Source organism: Pseudomonas sp. MYb13, assembly GCF_002980075.1.
Taxonomy (GTDB): domain Bacteria; phylum Pseudomonadota; class Gammaproteobacteria; order Pseudomonadales; family Pseudomonadaceae; genus Aquipseudomonas; species Aquipseudomonas lurida.
In genome coordinates this window covers 356,288-381,466 of record NZ_PCQI01000001.1, presented here as the reverse complement: position 1 = coordinate 381,466, position 25,179 = coordinate 356,288, and the positions used below count along the sequence as shown (strand labels likewise).

At 60.2% G+C, this 25,179-nt stretch carries 24 protein-coding genes; 11 read left to right on the top strand and 13 right to left on the bottom strand.

Features of this window, described 5'->3' with window-relative positions:
* Window positions 1-145: 145 nt before the first annotated feature.
* From rho to CQ002_RS01760, 3 genes are all read right to left on the bottom strand, one after another.
* The gene (gene rho, locus CQ002_RS01770) at window positions 146-1,405 is read right to left on the bottom strand and encodes a transcription termination factor Rho (protein ID WP_003176825.1); all 1,260 of its coding nucleotides are present in this window, start codon (window positions 1,403-1,405) and stop codon (window positions 146-148) included.
* A gap of 234 nt (window positions 1,406-1,639) precedes the next feature.
* The gene (trxA, locus tag CQ002_RS01765) at window positions 1,640-1,969 is read right to left on the bottom strand and encodes a thioredoxin TrxA (RefSeq protein WP_034110164.1); all 330 of its coding nucleotides are present in this window, start codon (window positions 1,967-1,969) and stop codon (window positions 1,640-1,642) included.
* Between the two features lie 121 nt (window positions 1,970-2,090).
* Window positions 2,091-2,786 (bottom strand): FadR/GntR family transcriptional regulator, encoded by a 696-nt coding sequence (locus tag CQ002_RS01760; RefSeq protein WP_034110166.1) that lies wholly within the window; start codon window positions 2,784-2,786, stop codon window positions 2,091-2,093.
* Between the two features lie 264 nt (window positions 2,787-3,050).
* Between CQ002_RS01760 and CQ002_RS01755 the strand changes: the two genes are divergently transcribed.
* From CQ002_RS01755 to CQ002_RS01740, 4 genes are read left to right on the top strand one after another with little or no spacing between them, the layout of a single operon-like run.
* Window positions 3,051-3,836 (top strand): transporter substrate-binding domain-containing protein, encoded by a 786-nt coding sequence (locus CQ002_RS01755; RefSeq protein WP_034110168.1) that lies wholly within the window; start codon window positions 3,051-3,053, stop codon window positions 3,834-3,836.
* Between the two features lie 14 nt (window positions 3,837-3,850).
* Window positions 3,851-4,519, top strand: a complete 669-nt coding sequence (locus CQ002_RS01750) for an amino acid ABC transporter permease (RefSeq protein ID WP_034110170.1) — start codon at window positions 3,851-3,853, stop codon at window positions 4,517-4,519.
* Entirely contained in the window at window positions 4,516-5,166 is a 651-nt protein-coding gene (locus tag CQ002_RS01745) for an amino acid ABC transporter permease (protein WP_034110172.1), read from the top strand. Before CQ002_RS01750 ends, CQ002_RS01745 begins: the two co-directional genes overlap by 4 nt.
* Window positions 5,153-5,890 (top strand): amino acid ABC transporter ATP-binding protein, encoded by a 738-nt coding sequence (locus CQ002_RS01740; RefSeq protein WP_034110174.1) that lies wholly within the window; start codon window positions 5,153-5,155, stop codon window positions 5,888-5,890. Before CQ002_RS01745 ends, CQ002_RS01740 begins: the two co-directional genes overlap by 14 nt.
* On the opposite strand, the gene CQ002_RS28715 is transcribed toward CQ002_RS01740, so the two are convergent.
* The 4 genes from CQ002_RS28715 to CQ002_RS01720 form a co-directional block, all read right to left on the bottom strand.
* Window positions 5,862-6,104: a hypothetical protein gene (locus CQ002_RS28715; protein WP_329606144.1), complete on the bottom strand. Its 243-nt coding sequence runs from the start codon at window positions 6,102-6,104 to the stop codon at window positions 5,862-5,864. The two genes, CQ002_RS01740 and CQ002_RS28715, sit on opposite strands and share 29 nt — an antisense overlap.
* Window positions 6,105-6,393: 289 nt before the next feature.
* The gene (locus CQ002_RS01730; protein WP_267894985.1) at window positions 6,394-8,895 is read right to left on the bottom strand and encodes a fimbria/pilus outer membrane usher protein; all 2,502 of its coding nucleotides are present in this window, start codon (window positions 8,893-8,895) and stop codon (window positions 6,394-6,396) included.
* Between the two features lie 7 nt (window positions 8,896-8,902).
* Window positions 8,903-9,619 carry a fimbria/pilus chaperone family protein gene (locus CQ002_RS01725; RefSeq protein WP_098467556.1) on the bottom strand — a complete coding sequence of 239 codons (717 nt, stop codon included), beginning with the start codon at window positions 9,617-9,619 and terminating at the stop codon, window positions 8,903-8,905.
* A 97-nt stretch (window positions 9,620-9,716) separates the two neighbouring features.
* A complete protein-coding gene (locus CQ002_RS01720) occupies window positions 9,717-10,376 on the bottom strand; it encodes a DUF1120 domain-containing protein (protein ID WP_034110177.1) in 660 nt (219 codons plus the stop codon).
* 447 nt (window positions 10,377-10,823) lie between these two features.
* On the opposite strand from CQ002_RS01720, the gene ppx reads away from it, so the two are divergent.
* Window positions 10,824-12,326, top strand: a complete 1,503-nt coding sequence (gene ppx / locus CQ002_RS01715; RefSeq protein ID WP_069078533.1) for an exopolyphosphatase — start codon at window positions 10,824-10,826, stop codon at window positions 12,324-12,326.
* 61 nt (window positions 12,327-12,387) lie between these two features.
* Here the strand turns inward: ppx and ppk1 are convergent, their stop codons facing one another.
* Both ppk1 and hemB read right to left on the bottom strand, forming a co-directional pair.
* On the bottom strand, window positions 12,388-14,610 hold the full coding sequence (gene ppk1 / locus CQ002_RS01710; protein ID WP_034110181.1) for a polyphosphate kinase 1: 2,223 nt from the start codon (window positions 14,608-14,610) through the stop codon (window positions 12,388-12,390).
* A gap of 18 nt (window positions 14,611-14,628) precedes the next feature.
* The gene (gene hemB / locus CQ002_RS01705) at window positions 14,629-15,642 is read right to left on the bottom strand and encodes a porphobilinogen synthase (protein ID WP_034110183.1); all 1,014 of its coding nucleotides are present in this window, start codon (window positions 15,640-15,642) and stop codon (window positions 14,629-14,631) included.
* Window positions 15,643-15,849: 207 nt separating this feature from the next.
* On the opposite strand from hemB, the gene CQ002_RS01700 reads away from it, so the two are divergent.
* Window positions 15,850-16,485 carry a DedA family protein gene (locus CQ002_RS01700; RefSeq protein ID WP_034110185.1) on the top strand — a complete coding sequence of 212 codons (636 nt, stop codon included), beginning with the start codon at window positions 15,850-15,852 and terminating at the stop codon, window positions 16,483-16,485.
* Here CQ002_RS01700 and CQ002_RS01695 read toward each other — a convergent pair.
* Complete coding sequence (locus tag CQ002_RS01695; protein WP_105163041.1) at window positions 16,466-17,701, bottom strand: sterol desaturase family protein; 1,236 nt, start codon at window positions 17,699-17,701, stop codon at window positions 16,466-16,468. The genes CQ002_RS01700 and CQ002_RS01695 overlap by 20 nt on opposite strands.
* A gap of 116 nt (window positions 17,702-17,817) precedes the next feature.
* Between CQ002_RS01695 and elbB the strand changes: the two genes are divergently transcribed.
* Complete coding sequence (elbB, locus tag CQ002_RS01690) at window positions 17,818-18,483, top strand: isoprenoid biosynthesis glyoxalase ElbB (RefSeq protein WP_034110188.1); 666 nt, start codon at window positions 17,818-17,820, stop codon at window positions 18,481-18,483.
* Between the two features lie 104 nt (window positions 18,484-18,587).
* Here elbB and CQ002_RS01685 read toward each other — a convergent pair whose 3' ends face one another.
* The gene (locus tag CQ002_RS01685; RefSeq protein ID WP_098467559.1) at window positions 18,588-19,043 is read right to left on the bottom strand and encodes a YaiI/YqxD family protein; all 456 of its coding nucleotides are present in this window, start codon (window positions 19,041-19,043) and stop codon (window positions 18,588-18,590) included.
* A gap of 2 nt (window positions 19,044-19,045) precedes the next feature.
* Complete coding sequence (locus CQ002_RS01680) at window positions 19,046-20,941, bottom strand: FTR1 family protein (protein ID WP_034110192.1); 1,896 nt, start codon at window positions 20,939-20,941, stop codon at window positions 19,046-19,048.
* Window positions 20,942-21,208: 267 nt separating this feature from the next.
* On the opposite strand from CQ002_RS01680, the gene CQ002_RS01675 reads away from it, so the two are divergent.
* Genes CQ002_RS01675 through CQ002_RS01660 form a run of 4 tightly spaced genes read left to right on the top strand, consistent with a single transcriptional unit; the run spans window position 21,209 to window position 24,352 of the window.
* Window positions 21,209-22,603 carry a COG3014 family protein gene (locus tag CQ002_RS01675; protein WP_069078537.1) on the top strand — a complete coding sequence of 465 codons (1,395 nt, stop codon included), beginning with the start codon at window positions 21,209-21,211 and terminating at the stop codon, window positions 22,601-22,603.
* 10 nt (window positions 22,604-22,613) lie between these two features.
* Window positions 22,614-22,985, top strand: coding sequence for a YcfL family protein (locus tag CQ002_RS01670; RefSeq protein ID WP_034110196.1), 372 nt, complete (start codon window positions 22,614-22,616; stop codon window positions 22,983-22,985).
* 35 nt (window positions 22,986-23,020) lie between these two features.
* Window positions 23,021-23,608, top strand: coding sequence for a penicillin-binding protein activator LpoB (gene lpoB, locus CQ002_RS01665; RefSeq protein ID WP_105163042.1), 588 nt, complete (start codon window positions 23,021-23,023; stop codon window positions 23,606-23,608).
* Window positions 23,609-23,611: 3 nt separating this feature from the next.
* The gene (locus tag CQ002_RS01660; protein WP_105163043.1) at window positions 23,612-24,352 is read left to right on the top strand and encodes a penicillin-binding protein activator LpoB; all 741 of its coding nucleotides are present in this window, start codon (window positions 23,612-23,614) and stop codon (window positions 24,350-24,352) included.
* Window positions 24,353-24,490: 138 nt separating this feature from the next.
* On the opposite strand, the gene CQ002_RS01655 is transcribed toward CQ002_RS01660, so the two are convergent.
* The gene (locus CQ002_RS01655; RefSeq protein WP_034110202.1) at window positions 24,491-25,123 is read right to left on the bottom strand and encodes a LysE family transporter; all 633 of its coding nucleotides are present in this window, start codon (window positions 25,121-25,123) and stop codon (window positions 24,491-24,493) included.
* Window positions 25,124-25,179: the final 56 nt, after the last annotated feature.

Sequence of the window (25,179 nt, the reverse complement as noted above, 5' to 3'; positions counted from 1 at the left end):
CAGCCAGATACGAATGGGGATGAGCGTAGCCGCACTCACGCTTTTTTGTTTCCTAACTGACACCTAAGGCGGGCAAACCTCCCTTCTCGGACACAAAAAAAAGGCGCCCCTGAGGGCGCCATTCTTTCGGACCTGAAACGTCGTATTACTTACGCTTCATCGACAAGAAGAACTCATCGTTGGTCTTGGTGGTTTTCAGCTTGTCGATCAGGAACTCGATGGCGGCGACTTCGTCCATCGGGTGCAGCAGCTTGCGCAGGATCCACATACGCTGCAGTTCATCGTCGGCGGTCAGCAACTCTTCGCGGCGGGTGCCGGAACGGTTGATGTTGATCGCCGGGAACACGCGTTTTTCCGCGATGCGACGGTCCAGGGGCAGTTCCATGTTACCGGTACCCTTGAACTCTTCGTAGATCACTTCGTCCATCTTCGAACCGGTTTCAACCAGTGCGGTGGCGATAATGGTCAGCGAGCCGCCTTCTTCGATGTTCCGCGCTGCGCCAAAGAAACGCTTCGGTTTCTCCAGGGCGTGGGCATCGACACCACCGGTCAATACCTTGCCGGAGCTCGGGATCACGGTGTTGTAGGCGCGGGCCAGGCGGGTGATCGAGTCGAGCAGGATCACCACGTCTTTCTTGTGTTCGACCAGGCGCTTGGCCTTCTCGATCACCATTTCGGCAACCTGCACGTGGCGAGTTGGCGGCTCATCGAACGTCGAGGCAACCACTTCGCCGCGCACGGTGCGCTGCATTTCGGTTACTTCTTCCGGGCGTTCATCGATCAGCAGCACGATCAGGTGAACTTCAGGATTGTTGCGCGCGATGTTCGCTGCAATGTTTTGCAGCATGATGGTCTTACCGGCTTTCGGCGGTGCGACGATCAGGCCACGCTGGCCTTTGCCGATCGGGGCGCACAGGTCGATCACACGACCGGTCAGGTCTTCGGTGGAACCGTTACCGGCTTCCATCTTCATGCGCACGGTCGGGAACAGCGGGGTCAGGTTCTCGAAGAGAATCTTGTTTTTCGCGTTCTCGGGACGATCGAAGTTGATCGTGTCGACCTTGAGCAGGGCGAAATAACGCTCGCCTTCCTTCGGTGGGCGGATCTTGCCAACGATGGTGTCACCGGTGCGCAAGTTGAAGCGACGGATCTGGCTCGGCGAGACGTAGATATCGTCTGGGCCGGCAAGATAGGAGGCGTCTGCAGAGCGGAGGAAGCCGAAGCCGTCCTGGAGAATCTCCAGCACGCCATCACCGGAGATTTCCTCGCCGCTTTTCGCGTGCTTTTTCAGCAAGGAGAAAATCACGTCCTGCTTGCGCGAACGGGCCATATTTTCTATGCCCATTTCTTCGGCCAGTTGGAGCAGGTCGGTAATCGGCTTTTGCTTGAGTTCAGTCAGATTCATATAGGAATGACGTAATCATTTATGGAGGGGGGAAATTAAGCTTTTGGCTTAATGAGGCCGCGCCGCAGAGAAGGCGACAGGATCGCGTACTAATCGAAAAGGAATGCGTCGGCGACGGCTTGCAGGGGGCAGTGGAGAAACCAGTGCGGGGCCGAATGTACCACCTGAGTTTCGGAGCGTCTAGCCCTGTTTCACGAAAAAGCCCCGCTGTTTGCGGGGCTTTTTAGAGGACGCTTAGATGTTCGCGTCGAGGAAAGCTTGCAGCTGAGACTTCGACAGCGCGCCTACCTTGGTCGCTTCAACGTTGCCATTCTTGAACAGCATCAGCGTAGGAATACCACGCACGCCGTGCTTGGCCGGGGTTTCCTGGTTGTCGTCGATGTTCAGCTTGGCAATGGTCAGCTTGCCTTCGTAGGTGGTCGCAATATCGTCCAGGACTGGAGCGATCATTTTGCAAGGGCCACACCATTCAGCCCAGTAGTCAACCAGCACCGGGCCTTGAGCCTTGAGTACTTCGGCCTCAAAGGTCTCGTCGGTGACGTGCTTGATAAGATCGTTGCTCATGGATGTCTCCGGATTGTAAGCAAAAAAAACGTGGCCCATCATAGCCGCCCTTCCCCCGTTCAGGAAGCCGCCTCTGATTGAGTCTTCCTATGGTGGCGCATGAGTTTGGGTATAGCCCAACTCAAGGCGTGACGGGCGTCACAAAGGCAATGCCGGTGCGCAATGCGGCGTTGCGCACGTGTTCCTGCATGGTTTTCTGGGCTGCGGCACTGGCGCGCCGGGCCAGGGCGCGCAGTATCCTGCGGTGCTCCTGCCACGTCTCCATGGCCCGCTCCGGCCGGATGAACGGTAGTTTCTGGCTCTCCAGGAACACCTCGGCACTGGCGCTGAGGATGCTGACCATCGCCTGATTCCCGCTGGCCAGCAGGATACGTTGATGGAATTCGAAGTCGAGCCGGGCCGCCGCTTCGAAGTCACCAGCCTTGAGCACCTTGCGCATGGCCTCGACGTTATCCTCCAGGCTGTCCAGTTCATCGATGCTCAACGTCACCGCCGCCAACCCCGCCGCGAACCCCTCCAGGGCATAACGCAACTGGAAGATATCCAACGGCGTGGCCTGGGCCGCAAAAGGCCAGGCGAACCCCGGCGACTCCTCGGCCGCTTGCACGAACACCCCTTTACCTGGTTGCACACTGACCACGCCCAAGGCGCTGAGGGACGACAACGCCTCGCGCAATGACGCCCGGCTGACCCCCAATTGCACCGCCAGGTCGCGCTGGGACGGCAAGGCGTCGCCCGGGCCGAAGCCTTGCTCCTTGATCAGTTTGCGGATGGCCTGCAGGGCCGCTTCCGGTACGGCTTGGGCGATGGAATTCATAAAAAACTCAAGGTTCCAGTCAACGTATCGGCTAGTTGTAAAGCTATTCGAAGCCGGCGGCAAGCCACGCCCCAAAGGGGCTCGCACCGTTTTGTCGACGCTCGAAAAGGGTGCGAAAACGCCGATCACTGTTCAGACCAGTCCGACCACGCCAACTCAATAAATACCGGCCTTGCAGACGATTCGGGAGGTGATGGCATGGGCTGTGCAATCACCGCATGAACCCAATGCAGAAAATACCTTCGCCCTTCTCGGAGAGTTGCCATGACCAAACGCTACAGCGCCCTGCTTACTGCCCTGTTTGCCAGCCTGATGCTGAGCCAGGCCCCCGCCCAGGCCAATGGTCTGGACGACATCGTTGCGCGTGGCACCCTTAAGGTCGCCGTGCCCCAGGACTTCCCGCCGTTCGGCTCGGTCGGCCCCGATATGAAGCCCCGCGGTCTCGACGTCGACACCGCCAAGCTGCTGGCCGACCAGCTCAAGGTCAAGCTGGAACTGACCCCGGTCAACAGCACCAACCGTATTCCATTCCTCACCACCGGCAAGGTCGACCTGGTGATCTCAAGCCTGGGCAAGAACGCCGAACGCGAGAAAGTCATCGACTTCTCCAAGGCTTACGCACCGTTCTACCTGGCGGTGTTCGGCCCGCCTGAAGCTGCCATCAGCAGCACTGACGACCTCAAGGGCAAGACCATCAGCGTGACCCGTGGCGCCATTGAAGACATTGAGCTGACCGCCGTCGCGCCCAAGGAAGCCACGATCAAGCGTTTCGAAGACAACAACTCGACCATCGCCGCCTACCTGGCCGGCCAGGTCGACTTGATCGCCAGTGGCAACGTGGTAATGGTGGCGATCAGCGAACGCAACCCTAAACGGGTGCCGGCGCTGAAAGTGAAGCTCAAGGACTCTCCGGTGTACGTGGGCGTGAACAAGAACGAGCCGGCGCTGCTGGAGAAGGTCAATCAGATCCTGGTCGCGGCCAAGGCGGATGGCAGCCTGGAAAAGAACGCTATGCAATGGCTGAAAGAGCCGCTGCCCGCCGATCTGTGAAGCGGAGCTGACTCATGGCGTATCAATTTGACTTTGTGCCGGTGCTGGCCAACACCGACCTGTTGCTGCGTGGCGCGCTGTTCACCCTTGAGCTGACAGCTATCGGCACCGTTCTGGGCGTGGCCCTGGGTACCGTCGGCGCGGTGGTGCGAGCGTGGAAGCTCCAGCCGTTCGCATGGTTCTTTGGCGTTTACGTCGAGTTGATCCGCAACACGCCGTTCCTGGTGCAGTTGTTCTTCATCTTCTTCGGCTTGCCGTCCCTGGGGCTGAAGATCACCGAGTGGCAAGCAGCCGTGCTGGCGATGGTGATCAACCTGGGGGCCTACTCCACGGAAATCATCCGCGCCGGTATCCAGGCCATTCCACGCGGGCAACTGGAAGCCGCCGCCGCGCTGGCCATGACGCGCTTCGAAGCCTTCCGCCACGTGGTGCTGCTACCGGCTCTGGGCAAGGTGTGGCCGGCCCTGAGCAGCCAGATCATCATCGTGATGCTCGGCTCGGCGGTGTGCTCACAGATCGCCACCGAAGAACTGAGCTTTGCCGCCAACTTTATTCAGTCGCGCAACTTCCGTGCGTTCGAAACCTATGCCCTGACCACTCTGGTGTACCTGTGCATGGCGCTGATGATTCGCCAACTGCTCAACTGGATCGGCCGCCGCTTCGTGATGAGGAACAGCCGATGAGTGATTTTTCCTTCTGGGACATCGTGCGCAACCTGGCCATCGGCCTGCAATGGACGCTGCTGCTTTCACTGGTGGCATTTATCGGTGGCGGCGTGATCGGTTTGCTGGTGATGACGATGCGCATCAGCCGCAAAGCCTTCCCGCGCAACCTTGCACGCGCCTACATCGAACTGTTCCAGGGCACGCCCCTGTTGATGCAGCTGTTCCTGGTATTTTTCGGCATTGCCCTGCTGGGCGTGGATATCTCGCCCTGGCTGGCGGCGGCGATTGCCCTGACCCTGTTTACCAGCGCCTACCTCGCCGAAATCTGGCGTGGCTGCGTCGATTCCATCGCCCACGGGCAATGGGAAGCGTCGGCCAGCCTGGCGCTTAACCCGCTGGAGCAATTGCGCTACGTGATCCTGCCGCAGGCCCTGCGCATTGCCGTGGCGCCGACGGTGGGTTTCTCGGTGCAAGTGGTCAAAGGTACCGCCGTAACCTCGATCATCGGTTTCACCGAGCTGACCAAGACCGGCGGCATGCTCGCCAACGCCACCTTCGAACCCTTCATGGTCTATGGCCTGGTGGCCCTTGGTTACTTTTTGCTCTGCTACCCCTTGTCCCTCAGTGCCCGCTACCTGGAAAGGAGACTGCATGCCTCTGCTTAGAATTTCCGCCCTGCATAAGTACTACGGCGATCACCATGTACTCAAGGGCATCGACCTGACCGTTGAAGAAGGCCAGGTGGTGGCGATCATCGGCCGCAGCGGCTCGGGCAAATCCACTTTGCTGCGTACCCTCAACGGCCTGGAGTCCATCAACGACGGCGTGATCGAAGTCGATGGCGAATACCTCGACGCCGCACGCGCCGACCTGCGCAGCCTACGGCAGAAAGTCGGCATGGTGTTCCAGCAGTTCAACCTGTTCCCGCACCTGACCGTCGGCGAAAACGTGATGCTCGCGCCGCAAGTGGTGCAGAAAGTGCCCAAGGCCAAGGCCGCCCAATTGGCCAGGCAAATGCTCGAGCGGGTCGGGTTGGGTGAGAAGTTCGACGCCTTCCCCGATCGCCTGTCCGGCGGCCAGCAACAACGTGTGGCGATAGCCCGCGCCCTGGCGATGTCACCCAAGGTGCTGCTGTGCGATGAAATCACCTCGGCGCTGGACCCGGAACTGGTCAACGAAGTGCTCAGCGTGGTGCGCCAACTGGCCAAGGATGGCATGACCCTGATCATGGTGACCCACGAGATGCGCTTTGCCCGGGAAGTCGGTGACAAGCTGGTCTTTATGCACCAAGGCAAAGTGCATGAGGTAGGCCCTCCCCAGGAGTTGTTCGCCAATCCAAGGACCCCTGAGTTCGCCAACTTTATCGGCTCAGTGGAACAGCCGGGCTGATCAGCTCGAACGTACCCTGCCCCTCAAGCACGGTTTGATGACGCACTTGCAGGGCATCCGACGGCAGGTCGACATGGATTTCGACCTGCGCCGTCAGCCGTTTGCCTTTTACCGCTGCTCCTGCGGCGCTTGCCACCAGGACCTGGCCCGGTAGCAACTGCCCGCCACCATGCTCACCCGCCTGAGGCGCCCACTCGACGGTCAGCCCATCCACCTGGGCATGCCTGAGGTGTATACGAAACCTCCCCTGACGACCAAAACGAAAACCGCTGCCATTGGCTGCTCCGAGAAACCGCAACGCCATCGCTGAAGGCTCTACACACAGTACGCTTAGTTGCAGCGCACGCGTGCCAAGCGCCAAGGTGGAACTATCGGCCGTTTCCTCCCTGCGAATAAGGCCATAGTCGATGCGTGGCTGGCTCACCGATAGCTGGCAGTTGTCAGCCCGCGCGCCCTGGGTCGATAACACTGCACAAAAAAGTACGCCCCCCACACAGTTCAACTTAACGCCCATGGCACACCGCCGATGTCGTTTCATAGAACGTGTCATTATCAGGCTCGGCCGTGGGGGAAATGTTAAGCAGGCAGCGGGAGGAATCCGGCAATGAAACCTGCAGTGTCTGTGAGTCATTCACATCGTTCAGGAAAATCATGCCCTCACCCACCACGCTGGTTACAAAGTGATTGTCCTTGCCGAACACCGAGGCGCCCTGAGGCAGTGGTCGGCCTTGTTCATCGCTTGCCGTGACCAACAGACGGCGCACTTTCAACACATCGAACGCGACGGTATTGACTGACCCTCGGGCCGCAGAAAGCACTTGGGTGCCGTTTTTCAAGTCAACACTTTTAGGCAAGGACTGTGTCTGCACTTCGATACGGCTGCTGGTGTAAGCGGGTAGGCCCGGGATCACCGCTTGCCCGCTGAAATCGGTCCATACCGGACCTTGCGGGGTGTCGATTCTTGCAGAGCCGATATCCCCCACTGACACGATGCCGAACGTATCCTGCACGGTGTAGGGCGAGAAGGTCACCCCACCTTCGTGAGCCACGACCCCACCTTGCAGTCGGCCGTTGTAGCCAGTGCCCAGCGCGTCGCGGGTGCCTCCCAGACTGACTTGGGTATAACGCGGCATGAGATCGACCTGGCTACGAATCGACTGCTCCCGGGCATTCATGTCGCGCTCGACACCCACCTCGTAGTTCACGTACTCATTGACCCGCTCACTCAGCGCCGTCCCGGCACGAGCGCGTTCCCCGCGGCGACTGATGTAGCTGTTCAGGCGACGATCGCCCCCCAAGGGCACGCTGACCTGCAGCCGCACGGACAGATCATTCTCCAGGTTGGCATCACGTTGGCGGTCACCCCGCGTGGCGTCACGGCGCGCCTGGGTGCTACCGACCTGCGAGTCGGCGATCAACGTGACATCGACGCGGCTGAACGACCGGTTCCATGAAGCAAACACATGCTCACTCGACTGCCCGTCAAATTGAGAACCGTGGGTATAGCCCAGGGAAAACGCACCCAGCATGGGGTCGGCCCAACTCAGCGCGGCGGTGTACTGATTTTTGAAGCGTGAATCCAGTTCGTCGACCTTGGTCGCGCGACCCGCCTCCAGAACATCGCGATATCCACGGGTCTGGCGGGTTGCGCTAAGGCTCAGATCCAGGTTGTTGTAGACCGGGCTGTTGATAGACACGCTGCTGCGTGAGCCAGATAGGGCATTACGGCTGTCACGGGACAGGTTATGGCGCGCGCCAACGGAAACTCGCTGGAAAAATACGCTGCCCAATGTCCCTCCTGCTGACCAATAGTCATCGGCGCTCAACATGCCAAACCCCGCTGACGAGTCACGCCCCAGCCCCCAGGTACCGCTACCCATCGCAACTACCGGCGTCGGGGACTCCCCCTGTGCATCATCACGTACCTTGCCAAGGGAGAAGTAATAGCCGGGCGCCGCAGGCGCTGCCCCCGCGAACGATGCCGCCGGCACCACGAAGTTGCGCCTGGCGCCTTGCACATCGATCAAGCTGACCTCCAGGTCGCTGGTGCCATTGAGCAAGGGCAATCCGGTAAGCCTGAAGGGACCTTCGGGCACCAGCGTGCTGTGGATCAACACACCGGACTGACGCACTTCTACCCGCGACTGGCTCTGGGCCAAGCCTTCTACCACGGCATTGTTGCTACCCGCCGGCGCACGCAACTGGCCATCGGGAGAGAACTGCACACCGGACATTTGGATCCCCCCAAACAGCGGGTTGCTGCTGGAGAGCTGGCCGACCTGGAAAGTCGATTTCAGCGCAGTAATATCCTTCTGGGCATAGGCATAGAGGTGCTCATTGCGGCTTGACCCGTTGTCGGACACATAGAACTGACGGCTGCGAACAATCCAGTCGCCCAGATTGAAGCCCGCCTCGGTGTAGGCTGAAACAAACCGACTGCTCCCTGTGCGCGAGTGGCTGTCGAAGCCCTGCACGTCATAGTTGAACAACCCCGCAGCACCGCCCCGCGCGAAGTGCCCGGACTCCCATTGCGGTTCGCGAAGTGATTGGGTGGGCACGACCAGCGCTACCTCATCGCTGCCCGGCCGCAGACGTATCATCGTCGTCGGGAAAGCACCGAGGAAATCATGGCAGACTCGATCTTCGGTAGGGCCCGCCTGGAAGATGCCATCGGGTTTTACCAGCCCGGCTTTTTCCAGCAACCCCGCGGTGAAACACAGCTGCCCTTGTGAATCAAACCGCGCATCCACCAAGCCGAGCGGGTTCCCATTGACCCGTAACCCGACCACCTGGACACCTTCGCGAAAACGCGTTGCGGTGCGGAAGTAGTCGGAAACCTTCGGGTCAATACCATGGGCGGTCAGCGCGGCGAGGTCGAAGCCTTCGCCCAACTCCAGCGCAGGAACAGCGCCAGGCAGGCTCCACAATGTTGCGACCCCCATCAGCAGCGTGGGACGACGGGGCCACGACAAGGTCATTAATGTGTTGCTCAACAGGTTGGTCATGGGTCGATCAAACCCCATCGGTCTTGATCGAGGCCCTGTAGCTGCCCGCCGAAAACCCGTAGACCGTGGCGGGCTGCATGTCGACGGCAGTCGAACCCTCCAGCGCCCCGTCCACCCTTAATTCGAGCGCTTCGCCTGGTAAAACGTAGGTACGCGGCAAAGTCCCCAGGGTTCCTTGCGGAAACATCCTCACCTGCGGCGCCAGGCGCACGATGTAGGCACTGTCGTTATTAACCGTGAGGCGCCCCCCCACACGCTTCCATGTCAACAGTTCCCACGGGGTGTCATGCACAGGCAAGCCACGTGGGTGCAGGATAAGCGGCAAGTTCTGCCGCAGGGTGATACCGATGGTCGCACCGCCCGCAGCACTCGCCTGGGGGATACCCTCGAAGGTCACGCGCTTCAACCGCTGGGTTTTCAGTGGCTCCTTCAGCGTACTGATGAAGCGCACCAACTGGGTTTCACCCGCCTCCACTCGCGTAATGGGGGGTGTCACGATCAATAGCGGCTCCACGTCCTCCGGCACGTTCGCCACGACAGAATGAAGCAACGCCGGCGTCGCATCGGTGTTCTTGATATTTATCGTGGCCTCGCCCTGTTCCTCATAGAGCAAGACCACCGTTGTTTCTGGCAACATACCGTCGGCGGCTGCAACCGGGATAAAACACAACCCCACACTTGCACCAAACACCCACGCACGACTAATTACTGAAAGGCCATTCACTCAGCTTCCCCACACCTTGAAGTTGGCCATATATAGCCAGGCGCTAAAGAACAGCCGATAAGAAATAGACACTTTCCAACCAGCTGTATTTTATTTATTAGTAGATATAACTCAACTCAAGCGTTGCGCGCCCGTCGAGGGTTATGTCACGGCTCAAGTCCAAGTCGGCGCCTTTGTTGATAACCGGCCTAACGGCGATAGTGCCGGTAAGTTGTGAGATCGAGGCTGGAGTAACCGCCGTGCTGCTGCGCCACGAATGCTGACTCGGTGATTGGGCAACTTTGCCATCACCGCTTTGCCAGGCTCCGGTCCCGACCCGCATGATGGGATACAGCGCGGCGGTCGACGACCTGAGGTCCTTGAGGGCGACCGCGAATCCGCCGGTCTTGCGGCCCGAGGTGATGCCCAAGCCATAGTTGTGTGCCTCGGTGTAGCCTGCGCCCAGCACATTGAGAATACCCGGCACCTTGCTGCCAGGCTGCAGGTCGACAAATTTCAGCCCGAAAAGAGTGGGCGTTGTGCCGCAACTGACGGTCAGGGGGGTGGTCTTTTCCGCCAGCGGGTTGAACGCGGTTGAAGACAGTTGACCCGAGGGAATGTTGCCATAGTTGATAATGCCACCGCCGGTCATGCTCAGGTTACAAGCGGCGGGTTTGATAGTGCCCCTGACGATCAGTTCGGCGCTGGTCGAGGCATGGGCATTGAGAGTGGCGGCCACGCAAGCGAGACCAAGAGTCAATCCAACAATTTTTTTCATAGTTAACCTGTCACTGAAAGTTTTCAGGTGTATTTATTTTTGCCTAACCGTTACGAAGCATAAATAAATAACACCACGGCAAAATTGCCGAGTGACAGTCTGTCGCTTTGGCACCTCACTATAGAATAAGACGACACATCAAATAGCGTGAGATCGATGAAAATAAACCGTCGGTGGGACGAGCCTCGGCAGTCAGTTTAAATACAAGAGCGAACAAACAATCGACATCATACTTGTAGGCAAAATCATAATTTGCCTTATGACAATCTAAAGTTAAAACTTCCTACATGGCTGCCGACAACTTCAACAAGCGCGAGGAAAGACAGGCTGCATTTCCCACGATATAGCCCTACAGATAGCCTCAGAAAAATTCCCGAAGCACTACGCGTTGGCTCCAGCGGTCGATCGTGGCACGATGGTCAGGTTATCGACCGAGAACCCTTAACCATGCCGCAATCCCAGCCCAAGAATCTGTCCCTGATCGCCGCCATCGACCTGGGCTCCAACAGCTTTCACATGGTCGTGGCCAAGGCCCAGAACGGTGAGATCCGCATCCTTGAGCGACTCGGGGAAAAAGTGCAGCTGGCTGCCGGTATCGACGACGAGCGCCAGCTCAATGAAGAATCCATGCAGCGCGGGCTCGATTGCCTGAAACGGTTTGCCCAACTGATCAACGGCATGCCCCTGGGCGCCGTGCGAATCGTTGGAACGAACGCCCTGCGCGAGGCGCGCAACCGTGGTGAATTCATCCGCCGCGCCGAGGAGATCCTCGGGCACCCGGTCGAAGTCATCTCCGGCCGTGAAGAAGCACGCTTGATCTACCTCGGCGTGTCCCACACCCTGGCCGACACGCCTGGCAAACGCCTGGTCGCCGACATTGGCGGCGGCAGTACCGAATTCATCATTGGCCAGCGCTTCGAGCCGCTGCTGCGCGAAAGCCTGCAGATGGGCTGCGTCAGCTACACCCAACGCTATTTCAAGGATGGCAAGATCACCCCGGCACGCTATGCCCAGGCCTACACGGCGGCGCGGCTGGAGATCATGAGCATCGAGCACGCCCTGCACCGCCTGACCTGGGATGAGGCCATCGGTTCGTCTGGCACCATCCGCGCCATTGGCCTGGCCCTCAAAGCCGGGGGCCACGGCACTGGCGAGGTCAACGCCGAAGGCCTGGCGTGGCTCAAGCGCAAACTGTTCAAGCTGGGGGACGCCGAGAAAATCGACTTCGACGGCATCAAGCCTGATCGTCGCACGATCTTCCCGGCGGGCCTGGCGATTCTCGAAGCGATCTTTGACGCCCTCGAACTGCAGCGCATGGACCACTGTGACGGCGCCCTGCGTGAAGGCGTGCTCTACGACCTGTTGGGCCGTCATCACCACGAGGACGTGCGTGAGCGCACGCTGACCTCGCTGATGGAGCGTTACCACGTCGACCTGGAGCAAGCAGCCCGCGTGGAGCGCAAGGCCCTGCACGCCTTCGACCAGGTGGCCGAGGACTGGGACCTGGAAGACGGCGTATGGCGCGAACTCCTGGGCTGGGCTGCCAAGGTGCATGAAGTGGGCCTGGATATCGCCCACTATCATTACCACAAGCACGGCGCCTACCTGATCGAACACTCGGACCTGGCTGGTTTCTCCCGGGAAGACCAGCAAATGCTCGCCCTGCTGGTGCGCGGCCATCGCCGCAACATCCCCAAGGACAAGTTCGCTGAGTTCGGTGACGACGGCATCAAGCTGATTCGCCTGTGCGTGCTGCTGCGCTTTGCGATCCTGTTCCACCACATTCGTGGCACCCAGGAAATGCCCCAGGTAACCCTGCGCGCCAACGGCGACAGCCTGGATGTGGTGTTCCCGAAAGGCTGGCTGGATGAGAACCAACTGACCCAGGCGGATTTTGGCCAGGAAGCCGAGTGGCTGACGCGGGTGGGGTTCAGTCTGAACCTGCGCTGATCCAACGCAAAGAACACGACAAAACAAATGTGGGAGGGGGCTTGCCCCCTCCCACATTTTTTTAGTTCACGGTGAGAATCGGGCTGCCCAACTTCTCCAGCAACGTCGCCTGTGCACTGCGCGGGTTCTGGTTGCCGGTCGGCGTGTTGCGCACATAACGGCCGTCCGACTGCAGGCTCCAGCTGTGGGTGTTGTCGGTCAGGTAGCTTTCCAGCTCCTTCTTCACCCGCATGATCAGCTTCTTGCCTTCGACCGGGAAGCACGTCTCTACACGCTTATCGAGGTTGCGCTCCATCCAGTCGGCACTGGAGAGGAACATCTGCTCTTCGCCGCCGTTGAGGAAGTAGAACACCCGCGTGTGCTCCAGGAAGCGGCCGATGATCGAGCGCACATGAATGTTGTGCGACACCCCGACGATGCCAGGACGCAGGCAGCACATGCCACGCACCACCAGGTCGATACGCACGCCAGACTGGCTGGCTTTGTACAGGGCGCGGATGATCTTCGGATCGGTCAGCGAGTTGAACTTGGCGATGATGTGCGCCGGCTTGCCGTCGAGGGCGAACTGGGTCTCGCGGGCAATCATGTCGAGCATGCCCTTCTTGAGCGTGAACGGCGCGTGCAATAACTTCTTCATGCGCAACGTCTTGCCCATGCCGATCAGCTGGCTGAACAACTTGCCGACGTCTTCACACAAGGCATCGTCGGAGGTGAGCAGGCTGTAGTCGGTGTAGAGCTTGGCATTGCCGGCGTGGTAGTTACCGGTGCCCAAGTGGGCGTAACGCACGATTTCACCGGCTTCGCGGCGCAGGATCAGCATCATCTTGGCGTGGGTCTTGAAGCCGACCACGCCATAGATCACCACCGCGCCCGCCGCTTGCAGGCGGCTGGCCAGTTGCAGGTTGGACTCTTCGTCGAACCGTGCACGCAACTCGATCACCGCGGTGACCTCCTTGCCGTTACGCGCGGCGTCGACCAGTGCGTCGACGATCTCCGAGTTGGCGCCGGAGCGATACAGGGTCTGGCGTACGGCCAAGACATGCGGGTCCTTGGCGGCCTGGCGCAGCAGGTCGACCACCGGAGTGAAGGACTCGAACGGGTGCAACAGCAGGATGTCCTGCTTGCTCACCACACTGAAAATGTTCTCGCTGTTCTGCAGCAGTTTCGGGATCTGCGGGGTGAACGGCGTGTATTGCAGCTCCGGGTGGCTGTCCAGGCCGGTGATGCTGAACAGGCGCGTCAGGTTCACCGGGCCATTGACCTGGTACAACTCGGTCTCGCTCAGGTTGAACTGCTTGAGCAGGTAGTCCGACAGGTGCTTAGGGCAGGTGTCGGCCACTTCCAGGCGCACCGCATCACCGTAGCGCCGCGAAAACAACTCGCCACGCAGGGCGCGGGCCAAGTCTTCGACGTCTTCGGAGTCCAGCGCCAGGTCAGCGTTACGGGTCAGGCGGAACTGGTAGCAGCCTTTTACCTTCATGCCCTGGAACAGGTCATCGGCGTGCGCATGGATCATCGACGACAGGAATACATAGTTATCGCCAGCCCCCCCCACCTCTTCCGGTACCTTGATGATCCGTGGCAACAGACGCGGCGCTGGGATGATCGCCAGGCCGGAATCGCGACCGAAGGCGTCGATACCTTCCAGCTCGACGATGAAGTTGAGGCTCTTGTTCACCAGCAAGGGGAACGGGTGCGTCGGGTCGAGGCCGATCGGGGTGATGATCGGTGCGATCTCGTCGCGGAAGTAGCGGCGCACCCAGGTCTTGATCTTGGTGGTCCAGTGACGGCGACGGATGAAGCGGACCTGATGTTTTTCCAGTTCCGGCAGCAGGATATCGTTGAGGATCGCGTACTGGCGATCCACATGACCGTGTACCAGCTCGCTGATGCGCGCCAGTGCCTGGTGCGGCTGCAGGCCATCGGCGCCGGCTTGCTCGCGGGCGAAGGTGATCTGCTTCTTGAGGCCGGCGACACGGATTTCGAAAAACTCGTCCAGGTTGCTGGAGAAGATCAGCAGGAATTTCAGCCGCTCCAGCAGCGGGTAGGACTCATCCAGCGCCTGTTCCAGCACACGAATGTTGAATTGCAATTGTGACAGTTCACGGTGGATGTACAGGCTGCTGTCATCCAGGTTGGTCACGGCGACCACCGGGGCAGGCACGGGCGGCTCGGCCACCACCACAGGCGCAGCGGGCTCGTGCTCCGGCGGGGTCTCGGTGACTTGTTCAACCACCGGGTGAGCGTCTTTTACGGCAACTTCTGTGAGTCCTTCGGTATTCATCGAGTGTTCCTGTGAGGGCTATTGTTGCTCTCTAAGCAATTGTGCAGCGCGGGCGGCGAAGTAGGTCAGGATGCCATCGGCCCCGGCGCGTTTAAAGGCTGTCAGGGATTCTAGGATCACCCCTTCACCCAGCCATCCATTCTGTATTGCAGCCATGTGCATCGCGTATTCGCCGCTGACCTGATAAACGAAAGTCGGCACTTTGAATTCGTCTTTGACCCGATAAAGGATGTCCAGGTAAGGCATCCCCGGCTTGACCATCACCATGTCGGCGCCTTCGGCCAGGTCGGCCGCCACTTCGTGCAGGGCTTCATGACTGTTGGCCGGGTCCATCTGGTACGAGGCCTTGTTGGCCTTGCCCAGGTTGAGCGCGGAGCCCACCGCATCGCGAAACGGGCCGTAATAGGCGCTGGCGTACTTGGCCGAGTAGGCCATGATCCGCACGTTCACGTGGCCGGCCAGCTCAAGGGCTTCGCGGATCGCCTGGATACGGCCGTCCATCATGTCCGACGGCGCAACCACCTGGGCACCCGCGGCAGCGTGGGACAAAGCTTGCTTGACCAGCGCGTCGACGGTGATGTCGTTTTGAACATAGCCGTCTTCGTCAAGAATGCCATCCTGCCCATGGGTGGTGAACGGGTCCAACGCCACATCGGTAATCACCCCAAGCTCAGGGAACCGCTCGCGCAAGGCACGGGTAGCGCGCTGTGCAATCCCTTGCGGGTTCCAGGCTTCGGCAGCATCCAGGGACTTGAGTTCAGAAGGCGTGACCGGGAACAACGCCAATGCCGGAATCCCCAGCTCGACCCATCCCGCGGCTTCTTCAAGCAGCAGATCAATGGTCAAGCGCTCCACACCCGGCATCGAAGCCACCGCTTCCCGACGATTTTCACCGTCCAGCACAAACACCGGCAGGATCAGATCGTTCGTCGTCAGCACGTGTTCACGCACCAGGCGGCGAGAAAAATCATCACGGCGATTGCGACGCAGACGGGTGGCGGGGAACAGGCGATTGGCAGGGGTAAAGCTCACGACAGACTCCTGAGCCCGGGTTTACGGGCGAGCGTTGCAGTTATAAGCGGCCATTATGACGAAGGTATGACAGTTGTGCTTACCGATGCGACCTGTAGTCGCATTCGTCATTTTGGTGGGAATTGTTCACTTCGTGACACATCTCGATACTTTCATGAATCTTCGTGAAGGCGTAGGCTGCGCGTTCATTTCGCCAGCACCCAGACCATGCTTCAACAATTTCTGCATGACTTCGGCTACTTTGCCCTGTTCCTAGGCACCTTCTTTGAAGGCGAGACCATCTTGGTGCTCGCAGGCTTCCTGGCGTTCCGTGGCTACATGGATATCAACCTGGTGGTCGTGGTTGCGTTTTTCGGCAGCTACGCCGGCGATCAGCTTTGGTATTACATGGGCCGAAAACACGGTCGCAAGCTGTTGGCGCGCAAGCCACGCTGGCAATTGATGGGCGACAAGGCCCTGGAACACATTCGCAAGCACCCGGATATCTGGGTGCTGAGCTTCCGCTTCGTGTATGGGCTGCGCACTGTCATGCCGGTGGCGATCGGCTTGTCCGGTTACCCACCGATGCGCTACCTGATCCTCAATGGCATTGGTGCCGCGATCTGGGCTGCCGCCTTGGGCGCGGCGGCGTATCACTTCGGCGCCGTGCTGGAAGGCATGCTCGGCAGCGTCAAGAAATACGAGCTGTGGGTATTGGGTGCATTGCTGGTACTGGGCTTCGGCCTCTGGCTGCGCCGCCGCTTCAAGAATGCGCGCATCGCCCGTGAAGCCTGCGCCGAAGCCAAGGCTCGGCTTGCCGCCGAGCCCGCCCGGGTCGAAGCCCCTAAGACACCAGTCGAGTAACCTGGCTTCTGCAGCAGTAGAGGCCAATCACGCTGAGCAGGCTGTAACTCAGCAGGCCCAGCCAGCCCAGGTTACTGGCCGGCCATAACCCGACCAACGGCGCCAGCCATACCAGCGGTACATTCAGCAGCAGCCTCAAGAGTTCGGCCTTCAATGCCCATGGCCGGTTCTCCAAGGCCACGCCCAGCGTAAACAGCCCCAGCGCCATGGCACTCCACCCCAGGATCAGCGCCGGCAAGGGCAAATTTTCGCCGAAATTCATCAAATAGCTGCCAAAACCCACATACGCCGCGAATTGCAGTGCGATGTAGACCTGCTGGCGCACATCCAACGGCACTTCGAATTTGCGGAACTGGCTCAAGTCGTGTTTCGCCAGGGGGTACTTGGCCTTCACATCTGCCGGGCGCCAGCCGGTGCGCATGAACCAGATGCGCAGCTTGTCCCACCGGCTCTCGGTGCGCCGCGCGTCACTCCACAGTTGTGCATAGAACTGCAGGTTCGCCCATAGCGGGTTCCAACTGGCCAACGGTGTGGTGACGCCAAAAATCACCGGCTCATTATCGTCCTCCTCCTGGAAGGTGCCGAACAGCCGGTCCCAAAGAATGAACACCCCGCCGTAGTTGCGATCCATGTAGAGAGCGTTCTGTGCATGGTGGGCCCGATGGTTGGACGGCGTGACGAAAAACCACTCATACCAGCCGAGCTTCGGCACGTGACGGGTGTGCACCCAGAATTGATACAGCAAATTGAGCGAGGCCACGCTGATAAACACCACCAGTGGCACGCCCAGCACCGCCAGGGGCAGGTAGAAGATCCAGCTGAGCAGGAAGCCGGTGCTGGTCTGGCGCAGGGCAGTGCTGAGGTTGTAGTCCTCGCTCTGGTGATGCACCGAGTGCGCGGCCCAGAGGATGTTACGTTCGTGACCCATGCGGTGCAGCCAGTAGTAGCAGAAGTCATAGAACACAAAGGCGAACACCCACGTCCAGACACTCTGGGCAGGCAGTTCGATGAGTGCGAGATGCTCGAGGGCGAACGCGTAGGTCAGGAGCCCCACGCCCTTGGTCAGCAACCCCGTGGTCGTCGATAGCACACCGGTGCTGAGGCTGTTGATGGCATCGGCGACCCGGTAGTTGCGCTCGCCGCGCCAGCGGTCGGCGAGCAGCTCCACGACGATCAAGGCGATGAAAAACGGTACCGCGTAAGGCACGAAGTCCATGGTCTGGTCCGGTCTGTTTTTGTTACATCAAGATTAGGTGGAGCCGTGCGAGATCCCATTGGCAACAGATGACAAATTAGTAGACATTTAACGCCAAGAACCCAGGAGAAATGCCCATGAGCAAAAAGATTGCAGTGATCCTTTCCGGCTGTGGCGTATATGACGGCGCAGAGATCCACGAAAGCGTGATCACCTTGCTGCGCCTGGACCAGCGTGGCGCTCACGTCCAATGTTTTGCCCCGGATATCGCGCAATTGCATGTGATCAACCACCTCACCGGCGAAGAGATGCCCGAGTCGCGCAATGTGCTGGTGGAGTCGGCCCGGATCGCCCGGGGCAACGTGAAAGACCTGCGCGAGGCCAACGCCGAGGACTTCGATGCGCTGATCGTGCCAGGCGGGTTTGGTGCGGCGAAAAACCTGTCCAACTTTGCCGTGGAAGGCGCCGGCTGCAGCGTCAACCCGCAGGTTCTGGAGCTGGCCGAGGCCTTTGCCGAAGCGGGCAAGCCTGTAGGGCTGATCTGCATCTCCCCTGCCCTCGCGGCAAAGATCTACGGCCCGGGCGTGACCTGCACCATCGGCAACTGTGCCGAGACCGCCGCCGCACTGGACAAGATGGGCGCCACTCACCAGGAATGTGCGGTGGAAGATATCGTCGAAGACAAGGCGCGCAAGCTGGTGACCACGCCGGCGTATATGCTCGGCAAGAACATCAGTGAGGTCGCTTCGGGGATCAATAAGTTGGTGGACCGGGTGCTGGAATTGACCCACGAGAACGACTGATGCCCTCCGTGTAGGAGCGAGCTTGCTCGCGAAAAACGTCAACGAAAACGCGAGCACGCAGCAAGAACGCTGTGTTCTCAGGCGCTTCGCGAGCAAGCTCGCTCCTACACAGCCTTCATCAACCGCGTGAGAATGCGGTCCAGCGCATTGGCAAACGCCTGCTTCTCCTTCTCCCCGTGAGGCGGCGGGCCACCGCCCATCTGGCCTTGCTCACGCAGGTCAGTGAACAGGTTACGCACCGCCAGGCGTTCGCTCATGTTCGCGGGGCTGAACTCTTTGCCCCGCGGATCGAGCGCCGTGACGCCCTTCTTCACCAAACGATCGGCCAGGGGCACATCGCTGCAGATCACCAGTTCACCGGGCACGGCGTGCTCTACCAGGTAGTCATCGGCCGCATCCGGGCCGCTGGGCACCACGATCAGCTTCACACAGGCAAAGCTCGGCTTGATCTGGCTCTGCCCGGCCACCAATACCACCTCGAACTGGCGCTTGAGGGCAAACTTCACCACTTGGTCCTTGGCTGCGCGCGGGCAGGCGTCGGCATCGATCCACACCCGCATACTTATGCGACCACCCGGCGCTTCTCGGCCAAGCGGCTGCGGCCATACAGCACCACAATCGCCAGGATCGCCAACGCCTGCGCACTCAACGAGTACGCATCGGCGTGGATGCCCAGCCAGTCGAAGTCAAAGAATGCCACCGGGCGCGTGCCGAAGATGCCAGCTTCCTGCAACGCCTTCACGCCATGCCCGGCAAACACCACCGAGAGCGCACACAGCAATGCCGCGTTGATACCGAAGAACAACGCCAGCGGCAGCTTCGCCGAACCACGCAGGATCACCCACGCCAGGGCCACCAACAGCACCAGCGCCGTGGCGCCACCCGCCAACACCGCGTTGTGCCCGGCCGGGCCGGCTTGCAGCCACAGGGTTTCGTAGAACAGGATCACTTCGAACAGCTCGCGGTACACCGAGAAGAACGCCAGCATCGCAAAGCCGAAGCGCCCACCGCCGCCCACCAGGCTGCTCTTGATGTAGTCCTGCCAGGCGGCCGCGTGGCGTCGGTCGTGCATCCACACACCAAGCCACAGCACCATCACGCTGGCGAACAGGGCCGTGCAACCCTCAAGCAGTTCGCGCTGGGCGCCGCTTACGTCAATCACATAGGCCGCCAGTGCCCAGGTCGCCAGACCCGCCAGCAGCGCCAGGCCCCAACCCACGTTGACGCTGCGCACCGCCGATTGCTGGCCGGTGTTACGCAGGAACGCGAGGATCGCGGCCAGTACCAGGATCGCTTCCAGGCCTTCACGCAACAGGATCAGCAAGCCAGAGATATAACTCAACGACCAGCTCAGGCCGTCGCTGCCCAGCAAGCCGGCAGATTCGGTGAGCTTGCCCTTGGCCACGTCCAGGCGCTGTTGCACCTGCTCGACCGGCAAACCGTCCTGCAATGACTGCCGGTAGGCCATCAGCGCTTTCTCGGTGTCCTTGCGCACGTTGGCGTCGACGTTGTCCAGGGAGCTTTCTACCAGCTCGAAGCCTTCCAGGTACGCGGCCACCGACAGGTCGTAGGCCTGCTCGTGGTCACCCTTCTGGAACGCGGCCAGGCTCTTGTCCAGCGTGGTGGCGGTGTAGTCGAGCAACTGCGCCGGGCCGCGCTTGACCTGCGGCGGTTGCGCACGCTGCGCGCGGAACGTCGCAGCCGCCGCAGGGCCGTTTGCGGCCAGCACTTCGTTGGGGGTCTGGCGGGCCAGGTCGGCGAGGTTGAACGGCTGCTCGCTGTTCGCGGCGGCCGGGTCGGCAGTGAATCCGGCAATGTAGGTGGCCAGGTCCCAGCGCTGGCGGTCGTCCAGCTGGTCGGTGAAGGACGGCATGTCGGTGCCTTCGACGCCCAGGCCGAGGGTGTTGTAGATCGCGTAGAGGCTCAGGCGATCCAGGCGCACAGCATCCCGCAGGTTGGCGGGCGGCGGCGTCATACCCACGCTGGCCGGGCCGTCACCGGCGCCAGCAGTGCCATGGCATACCGAGCAGTGCTGGGCGTAGAGCGGTGCTCCGCGCGTTGGGTCAGGGGTGATCGCCGGAGCTTGGCTGACTTCATAAGCCACTGCCAACTGCGCGCCCAATTGACGGGCTTGGCGAGCGACTGTAGGGCCGTCCTGATGGACGGTTACCGCCGCTAACAGTTCGTCGACGCCTTTGACCAACGCCGCGCGCTCCGGCCGCTGTGGCAGTTCTGCCACCAGGCCCTGCAACACCCCGAGAAATTCCAGTTGTTCGCGGTATTCGGATTCATCGATAACCTTGCCCGCCTCCACCGTCGCGGGATAGTCAGCGCCAATGTAGTCCAGCAAATGCAGGGCTTGTGGCGCGCCCTCGGCAGTCGCGGCCAACAGGTTGAAGCTGCACGACATCAACGCCGGCAACATCAGCCAGGCGAGAAAACGGAAGGGGGCAGTCATGAACGAATCTCAAAGGGAAATACGAAGTAACACATTGTTAGGGCTTAACGGATTTGACTCAAGGCGTAAGTGATTGGGCGTTTGCACGGGAGGGCAGTTTCAGAAGCGGACTAGTGGCGCTTTTGTTGAGTTTGCCAGGCAAAAAGCCATTGTTTTGCCATTAATGGTGCTTATAATGCCGCGCCCTGTTAGTGCGAAAGGGAATTTCGTTCCTCGTTTTTATGAGGAATGACCACATCGGTTGATACTTTCAGGGAAGAAGTCTGCATGGCATTTCGCGCCTTACCTTCGCTCGCGCTCGCGGCGGTGACGTTGTTGTCCGGCTGTTCGATGTTCCGCAGCTACGACACCGAGCTGCAAGCCACCAATCAGCAATTGGCCACCGGCAATGTCGACGCCGCCCTGACCCTGCTGGAAAAGAACAACACCGGCGACGACAAGGACCTGCTCTATTTCTTCGAAAAGGGCGAGCTGCTGCGTGCCAAGGGTGATTTGACCGGTAGCCAGACCGCCTGGCGCAGCGCCGACCTGCAAGTCTACCAGTGGGAGGAGTCGGTCAAGTTCGACAGCGCCAAGTACCTCGCCCAGTTCGGCAGTTTCCTCGCCAACGACAAGGTGCGTCGCTACGAAGGCTATGACTACGAAAAGGTCATGCTGACAACGCAGATGGCCCTGAACCTGCTGGCCATTAACGACTTCGACGGTGCACGCACCGAAATCAAGAAGACGCATGAACGCGAAGCGGTCATCGCCGACCTGCGCGACAAGGAATACCTCAAGCGCGAGGACGAAGCCCAGCGCGAAGGCGTGACCACCCAGATGAAAGACCTGCGCGGCTATCCAGTGGAAACCCTGGACGCGCCGGAAGTGGTCGGCCTCAAAAACAGTTACCAGAGTGCGTTCAGCCATTACCTGGCGGGTTTCGTCTACGAAGCCCTGGGCGAAAAAGACCTGGCCGCGCCAGGGTATCGCAAGGCCGCCGAGCTACGCCCCAACACCCCGCTGCTGGAAAAGGCCCTGCTCGACCTGGACAAATCCAAGGTCGGCGCCGATGAAACCGACGTGTTGATCGTGGTGCAGAGCGGCCTGGCACCGGCCCGTGACTCGATTCGCCTGCCGCTGCCAATCCCGATCAATGGCAACCTGGTGATCACCCCGCTGTCGTTCCCGGTGATCAAGGCGGACACCTCCACCGCGCCCTTCGCCCAGATCGGCGTCGACGGCCAGCAACAGAACCTCACTGCACTCAATAGCACCACGGCGATGTCCCGCCGCGCCCTGCGCGACGACATGCCGGGGATCATCCTGCGTACCACGGTGCGTGCGGTCACCCGTGGCGTGGCGCAAAACAACCTGAACAAGACCAACCCCATGGCAGGCCTGGTACTGGGTATCGCCTCGGCCGTCACCGAAGGTGCCGATACCCGCACCTGGCGCACCCTGCCGGACATGACCCAGGTGACTCGCTTGCGCCTCAAGCACGGAGAGCACCAAGTCAGCCTGCCCAATGCCCTGGGCGGCACGCGGGTGACAGTCAAGGCCGATCAGCGTTACCAGGTCGTGACCCTGCGCGTCGTCGGCAACCAGGTATTCGCTGGCGGCCTGGCCGCCCATGTGGTGCCAAGTACCGTCAACCAGGCCATCGCCCTCAAACAACCTTAAGGAGCACGCTATGCGTCATTTCATCCTCGGCGCCCTGGCGCTGGTCCTGCTTGCCGGCTGCGCCACCCCGCCGCCACCGGAACCCGGCAGCGCCGCGAGCAAAATCGTGGTCATGGGCAAGTTCAAGGGCATTGCAGTCGGCGCCATCCGTGTTGCCCGCGAGAACGGCTTCCTCACCGCCAAGGTGCAGTTGAGCAACATCACCAGCAGCAACCAGATGATGTATTACCGCTTCGCCTGGCTAGGGGCAGACGGTTTCCCGGTGGGCGAAGAAGAAACCTGGAAGGTGCTGAACCTGTACGCCAACCAGGCGACCTTCCTGCCGGCGATTGCCAATTTGCCACAGGCGGCGGACTTCCGTCTTGAAGTGAAAACCCCTTGAGCCGTCCATCCTTTTTGCTGCTGAGAGATTTCCCAATGTTTGCACGCTTCTCGATCCTTGCCGCCGTCGCCATCCTGGCCAGCGGCTGCGCCAACACGTCCCCGGTACTGGGCGGTAAAAACATCAGCTACGGCGATACCAAGGCCGTGGAACTGGTGACTAACGAGTTCGGTTCCACCGACCTGCAGATGATCGCCGAAAGCATGACCCGCTCCCTGGCCCAGTCCGGCATCCTGCAAGGCCGTCCGGTGGTGCAGGTGTACGACGTGAAGAACAAGACCAGCGAGTACATCGATACCCGCGAAATCACCACGTCGATCAAGACCCAACTGATGAAGACCGGCACCGCACGCTTCGCCAGCGACAACACTGACATGCAGAGCCAGGTCGACCAGCTCAAGCTGCAGAACCAGAGCGGGCTGTACAAGAAGTCCACCGTCAGCAAGACCGGCAACATGGTTGCCGCCAAATACCGCCTGGAAGGCTCCATCAGCTCCATCATCAAGCGCAGCGCTGACTACAAGGACGTGTTCTACAAATTCAGCCTGCAGCTGATCGACGTCGAGAGCGGCCTTGCCGAATGGATGGACGAAAAAGAAATCCGCAAGACCACGGAGCGCTAAGCAATGCGTGCATGGATCGGCATGATCGGCCTGCTGTGCGCCTTCGGCGCCTCGGCCGCCCCGAAAATCGCGGTGACCGACCTGGCCTATGAGGCACGGGTCGAGGAATACATCCACCAGGTTTCGGCGAGCAACAACTTCCAGGCCAGCGCTTACCACGCCAGCGGCGCCTCGAACTACAGTGAGTACGAAAGCCGTACCAGCTACATCGAACAGACCGAGCTGCGCAAATTCAGCGGTGATATCAAGGGTGAAATCCTCAAGTCCCGGCAGTTCCAACTGGTGCAGGGCACGCCCTACACCGCCGAGGCCAAGGGTGACGTCTACGATGTGATCAAGCGCATCAAGGCCGGCAACTTCAAGGGTGCGGACTACGTGTTGTTCGGCACCCTGTCAGACATCGATTTCACCCAGGACATCAATGCCCTGGACCACACCAACGGTTACTCGGCGGTGCTGGGCCTGACGCTGGTGGCGGATTTCAGCCTGATCAATACGCGCACCTACGAGATCACCTCGGCGTTTACCGCCATGGGTGAAGGCCAGGACACCAAGCTGGTGAACAGCCGTGATGTACGCGTAAGCCTGAATCGGCCGCGTGTGGTCAGGGAAGTATCGAAAGCCTTGGGTGAGGATGTGGCTCGGCAGTTGGCGGAGCAGTTGGGGGGTGGGTATCAAAACCCGGGCCAACCGCCGTTGCGCAACAACCTGCCAAGGGATGAAGCGCCGAAGATCTTGCGCTGAATCGGGACGTCACCAGCAACTCAAAGGCTTGCTCACGAATGCGGTAGATCAGTCAGTACTTCTGTTAATTGACACGCCACATTCGCGAGCAAGCCCGCTCCCACCTTCTCTAGACGTCTTCTTCAGTTGAATCGTGGTTTACGCCGTGGCGCGATGCAAGCTGGCCAGAAAACCTGCCGCCCCCACGAACAAGCCGGCAAACGTACGGTTCATACGCTTCTGTTGCTTAGGCGTACGCAACAGGCGCAAGACTTTCGACGCCAGCCCCGTATACCCCGCCATCACGACCATATCGACGCAGATCATCGTTGCACCCAGGATCAGGTACTGGACCAGCAGGGGCGCCTGCGGGTTCACGAACTGCGGCAGTACTGCCAGCATGAACACCAGAGCCTTGGGGTTGCTGGCGTTGACCAGAAAGCCACGGAACATCATTGCCATCGGCTTGCCGATTGGGCGCACGGCTGCGTCATCGGTCATGTCCATGGGCAAGGCTCGCCATTGCTTGATGGCCAGGTACACCAGGTACGCCACGCCAAACCATTTGATCGCATAGAAGGCTGTGGACGACGTCGCCAGAATGGCGCCCAGGCCGCACGCCACGACCGCAATCTGCATCGCCAGGCCCAACTGCAGGCCAATGGCATTCCAGTAACCGCGCAGGAAACCGTATTGCAGGCCGCTGGACATCGAAGCGATGGCGCCGGCGCCGGGGGAAAGGGAGATTATCCAACTGGCCAGGAAAAAGGCCAGCCACGTATCGAGAGCCATTACACACCTCAGGAGGGAGTTTGCTGTTGCGCTTTAAGCTAACTCCACCGCCCAAA